Annotated in this window: 3 protein-coding genes; 2 read left to right on the top strand and 1 reads right to left on the bottom strand. The window is 33.4% G+C overall.

Features of this window, described 5'->3' with window-relative positions; genetic code table 11:
- Positions 1-480 (top strand): lysophospholipid acyltransferase family protein (locus tag ACIQ2I_RS08535; RefSeq protein WP_396181995.1); only part of this gene is annotated, 480 nt, incomplete at its 5' end.
- A gap of 140 nt (positions 481-620) precedes the next feature.
- On the opposite strand, the gene ACIQ2I_RS08530 is transcribed toward ACIQ2I_RS08535, so the two are convergent.
- A complete protein-coding gene (locus tag ACIQ2I_RS08530; RefSeq protein ID WP_396181994.1) occupies positions 621-2,105 on the bottom strand; it encodes an aminotransferase class V-fold PLP-dependent enzyme in 1,485 nt (494 codons plus the stop codon).
- 84 nt (positions 2,106-2,189) lie between these two features.
- Between ACIQ2I_RS08530 and ACIQ2I_RS08525 the strand changes: the two genes are divergently transcribed.
- Positions 2,190-3,606, top strand: a 1,417-nt coding sequence (locus ACIQ2I_RS08525) for a YdiU family protein (RefSeq protein WP_396181993.1), incomplete at its 3' end; no start/stop codon positions are given.

Genomic DNA, 3,606 nt, shown 5'->3' with positions numbered 1-3,606 from the left:
CATATTCATTTTATGGGTTATGGCGTCTATAAAAAATTAGCCAATCCGTATTTCGATAAATTAGTAAGAAAAATTCGTTCTAAGTTTAAAAGTCATTTAATCGATAGTAAAGAAACTATTCCTACAATGGCCACTAATTTCCGAAATAAAAATTACAGTTTGTATGGATTAGTGAGTGACCAATCACCAAAATTAAGTGCTACGCATTATTGGAAAATATTTATGGGCGTTGAAGTTCCTGTTCATACGGGTGGCGAAATGTTAGCCAAAAAATACGATATGAATGTGATTTTCTTAAAAACAAAGAAACTAAAACGTGGGTATTATGAAGCTAGTTTTGAAGTACTTTCTGACGGTAATGCAAAAGATTTTCCAAATTACGAAATCACCGATAATTTCCTAAAATTAGTAGAACAACAAATTTATGACGCGCCTGAATTTTATTTATGGACGCATAATCGTTGGAAGCATAAGAGATAAGTGAAAAGGCAAAAGTGAAGAGTGAAGAGTAGCAAAGTAGCAAAGTAGCAAAGTAGCAAAGTAAAAAAAAACCAATCTATGTTTTCTTTATTTAGCTAAGCTACTCAACTTATTTCTGTTTTTCCTATGTTCCTATGTGTTTAAACAAACCAACTTTTCACCATTTCAACTTCCGGTCTAGTATCATTTTTATGATTGAAATCGTTTTTAGTAGGATGATACACGTAATCTTCTTGCCAAGTGGTGAAGTTTTCTGCTACATCAATAATTGCATCACAAACCAACTGAATTTCTTCTGTAGTAGTTGTAGGATGAATTGACATGCGAATCCAACCTGGCTTATTTGTCAAATCGCCTTGATTAATGCTGCAAGTAATAGAATTTGAGGTTTCTTCGTTTACATTTAGTAAATAATGGCCGTATGTTCCAGCACAACTACAACCACCACGAACTTGAATTCCGAATTTATCGTTTAATAATTTTACACCTAAATTAAAGTGTAAATCGGTAATGTAAAATGAAATTACCCCTAATCTATCTTTATGTTCTGCGGCTAAAATATGTATATTTTCAATTGGCGCTAATCGTTCAAAAATGTAAGCTACCAATTCGTGTTCTCTTTCTAAAATAGAAGCCACTCCCATTTTCTCTTTTAACTGAATTGCAAGTGCGGATTTGATCACTTGTAAGAAACCTGGTGTTCCACCATCTTCTCTATCTTCAATATTGTCGATATATTGGTGTTCGCCCCAAGGGTTGGTCCAAGAAACCGTTCCACCACCCGGACAATCAGGAATGTTATTTTTATACAATTCTTTATTAAAAATCATCACACCACAAGAACCAGGTCCGCCTAAAAATTTATGTGGCGAAAAGAAAATCGCATCTAAATACGCTTCTTTATCTTCTGGATGCATATTTATATCCACATAAGGTCCTGAACAGGCAAAATCAACAAAGCAAACACCATTATTCTGATGCATAATTTTAGCCACTTCATGATACGGCGTTTTAATTCCTGTTACGTTAGAGCATGATGTAATGGAAGCAATTTTAAAACTTCTATCCTTATATTGATGTACTAATTTTGTAAAATTATCTATAGAAAACAAGCCGTTTTCATCTGCAGGAATCACTACCACGTCTGCAATAGTTTCTAACCAAGAGGTTTGATTAGAATGGTGTTCCATGTGCGAAATAAACACAATTGGTTTAACTTCATTTGGAATGGTAGTATACTCTTTTAAATTTTCAGGAATTCGTAAACCTAAAATACGTTGAAATTTATTTACCACGGCAGTCATACCGGTTCCGTCTGTAATTAATACATCGTTGTCGGTTGCATTTACATGGTGTTTTATAATATGACGCGCTTCATGATACGCCATAGTCATAGCCGTTCCTGTAATAGAAGTTTCTGTATGTGTATTAGCCACAAAAGGGCCAAAAGTATTCATTAGTTTTTCTTCAATTGGTCGGTACAATCTTCCGCTTGCCGTCCAATCTGTATAAACAATGTTTTGTTTCCCAAATGGCGACACAAAAGATTGGTTAATACCGATGATATCTTTTCTAAACTTTTGAAAATAAATTTCCAACTTAGATTTTGTTTCTATTGCAATCATGCTATGAAATTTGATACAAATATACATTTTATTAAATATCTTATAAAAATTTTATTCTGTAACTTTGTAAATTATTTAAAACCCATGCCTATACAATTTTTACATAAGTTTATCACAAATTTGCCTTCAGATCCTATTGAAGAAAACTTTACGCGTCAAGTAAATAATGCCGCTTTTTCTTATGTAAAACCAAAAACACCAAGTCGTCCAAAATTACTTCATCTTGCCAAAGAAGTCCAGAATTTAATTGGTTTTTCAGATGATTTTGTACAATCTGAATCGTTTTTAAATTTGGTTTCTGGTGCAGAAATTATTGGAAACTCGAAACCATTTGCTATGAACTATGCCGGACATCAGTTTGGTAATTGGGCAGGACAACTTGGAGATGGCAGAGCTATAGTTTTAGGCGAAATTGAACAAAACAATCAGCTATTTACTTTACAATTAAAAGGTGCGGGGCCTACACCCTACTCGAGACGCGCTGATGGTTTGGCGGTTTTACGATCGTCTATTCGAGAACATTTGTGTAGCGAAGCTATGTTTCATTTGGGTGTGCCAACTACCCGTTCTTTGTCTTTAGTTTCTACTGGCGATGAAGTGGTTCGAGATGTCATGTATGATGGTAATACCGCGTTAGAAAAAGGCGCAATTGTATGCAGAATAGCACCAAGTTTTATACGTTTTGGAAGTTTTGAATTATTGTCGTCTCAAAATGATATTGAAAATTTAAAATTACTTGCTGATTATACGATTACAAATTATTATCCTGAAATTATAACCTCAGGAAAAGAAAAATATATTGCATTTTTTAAAATTGTTGCCGAGAAAACAAGAGAAATGATAGTGCATTGGCAACGTGTAGGATTTGTTCATGGAGTAATGAATACAGATAATATGAGTATTCACGGTATAACAATTGATTATGGACCTTACGGATGGCTTGAAGATTACAATCCAAATTGGACACCCAATACAACCGATGCAGCAGGTAAAAGATACCGATTTGGCAACCAATCTAACATTGCTTTATGGAATTTATATCAAATAGCAAATGCACTTTATCCGTTAATTGTTGAAGCGGAACCTTTAGAAGAAATTCTGAATGATTATACCAAAAAATACGATGAAGATTTTTTAGAAATGATGTTGAAAAAATTGGGAATTACATCCAAAAATGACGAAAACGAAAATCTGATTCAACAATTGCTATATAATTTAGAACAAACAGAAACAGATTATACGATTTTCTTTAGAAATTTAAATCAGATTGAAAAAACAGATTCGGCGGAAGATTGTGTGGTAAAAATTTCTGACGCATTTTATAAACCAGAAGAAGTTACAGGTATTATTTTAGAAACTTGGCATTTTTGGTTTGCACACTATCTAACACTTTTAAATAAAGAAGGGTTTTCAGACAAAGAACGAAAAACACTTCAAAATTTGGTGAATCCGAAATATGTATTGCGAAATTATATGGCGCAAATGGCAATTGAATTGGCCG

Origin of the sequence: Flavobacterium sp. (assembly GCF_044368995.1) — a bacterium.
Lineage (GTDB): Bacteria > Bacteroidota > Bacteroidia > Flavobacteriales > Flavobacteriaceae > Flavobacterium.
Note: the sequence above shows the minus strand (reverse complement) of the source record. Positions and strands in the feature narration are given on the sequence as shown.

What these genes read in the sequence shown, in the direction of transcription:
- ACIQ2I_RS08530 (WP_396181994.1), bottom strand. Translation starts at nt 2,105, where the DNA reads ATGATTGCAATAGAAACAAAATCTAAGTTGGAAATTTATTTTCAAAAG.